2 protein-coding genes are annotated in these 1,559 nt (G+C 53.6%); both read right to left on the reverse strand.

All coding sequences use genetic code 11. The annotated features are described in order from the left end of the window. Positions 1–152: 152 nt before the first annotated feature. Complete coding sequence (locus WBB85_RS11040; RefSeq protein WP_432638669.1) at positions 153–629, reverse strand: hypothetical protein; 477 nt, start codon at positions 627–629, stop codon at positions 153–155. A gap of 65 nt (positions 630–694) precedes the next feature. Further along, positions 695–1,408: a hypothetical protein gene (locus tag WBB85_RS11045; protein WP_432638670.1), complete on the reverse strand. Its 714-nt coding sequence runs from the start codon at positions 1,406–1,408 to the stop codon at positions 695–697. Between the last annotated feature and the right edge of the window lie 151 nt (positions 1,409–1,559).

Below are 1,559 nucleotides of genomic sequence, written 5' to 3' on the forward strand. Positions count from 1 at the left end.
GCAAAACACCCGATCAGGCTTACTTCAATCCGTCGGCGCCCCAAGCGGCAGCGGCATAAACAAGGCGGAAAACCACTTAGAAAACGCCCGGAACCTGTTCAGACAAACCGAACCACCTCTTACTTACAATTCATACTATCATTTGAGCGTCATCAATCCGCAGCAATTTCAGACGCCTCATTGTCATGCCTTGCATCGGAATTATCGACGTCGTCCGCTTCTGTGATGACGCTTACTTGCATTGCATCTTGCGAAGCGCCTGCGGTTTCCTCAGCACTTGGGTCGTTCGCCTGCATATATAGTTCAACAAGCTCACGAAACTTACGTTCGCGATCCAGATCTGCCTTCGTAGCAGGATCCTCTGCCAACTCTTGACGCTTGGTCGTCTCCTGCGCGTGATCGGACTCGATCTCCCGCAGGGTCGATGTCTGGTGCCGCACTCCATCCGGCGCCATACTCACAAGACCCGCCGTCGCAGCCTGAATCGGCATAGGCTGAAGCCAATTCCACTCAGGCCCTGGCGCCTGTTCGTCCACCTTCCGGTACTCGGCATCGTCAATCTTCTGCAATTCCTCCAATTCGGTTGCAGATAACTGGTCGGGAAGTTTGTTCAGCGGACTTATTCTCATTCAGATGTCATTTCTCTTTTTGTCACTTCACATACACTTCGACCGTTGCGACACGGTAGTAGAACCTAGTCTTTTTGGACATCCCCGGCCGGACCAACTGGACGATATTGATCCAAGTCGATCATCGCCCGAGAAAGAGAAAGATATTCTCCGTAGTGCCCTGCCAAGGTATAAAGTGTCGTATAATACGCCGATTGAATTGTCTGCTTGGCAGCCTTGCGAAGCTCGCCCTCCATCTCCCGGTCACTCAGGCTTTCGTCAAGGAGCAACACTTTTTCGCCGTTCGCCTTCTCAACGGTCTTCGACTTCTTTCCCTTATTCAGAACGGCGGTTTGGCCATCACCAATATCAACGACCTCGCCGGGCGTGACGATCTTTGGGCGTATTTTTCTTAGTGAACCGTCCGCCTTGATACTTTCCACTGTACCGGAGGAAACCTCATCTTCTGCGCCGGAGCCCTCGCCACGACGACCGGACCCTGCAACCACCCGCTCGACATCCCCCTCATCAAGGTCGTTTTCAACCAGCCTCAACAACCCGGACAGTCTTGCCTCCTTTCTAGCCCGATTTCTTTCAGAATCGCGGCCTCGTTCCGGCGGCTCAACACCCCGCGTAAGTTGGGTTCGGTCACGTTCGGTCTGTTCCGTTGTCGATGTGGGAATGCTTAGGTGTTCTTGTGGGGCAACCTGCACTCTATGCTGGCTTTCTGCGGCTCCGGGATCCCGACCCGCGGCCAAAGATGCGGTGCCAAACCCACCACTTGAATTCAATCCGGGCATCGTGATCCCTCCTGCGCGCGGGTCCTTGCGACTGGTTAGACTTTCATTCTAACAGACAGGGTATGCGGGAGGCCTGACGTAAAATACGGTCGTCTCCGCACTATTTTAGCAAGAAACTGCGTAGTACGTGTTTATGGAAGCACATCCCAGA

Origin of the sequence: Albidovulum sp. (assembly GCF_049646345.1) — a bacterium.
GTDB lineage: Bacteria > Pseudomonadota > Alphaproteobacteria > Rhodobacterales > Rhodobacteraceae > Albidovulum.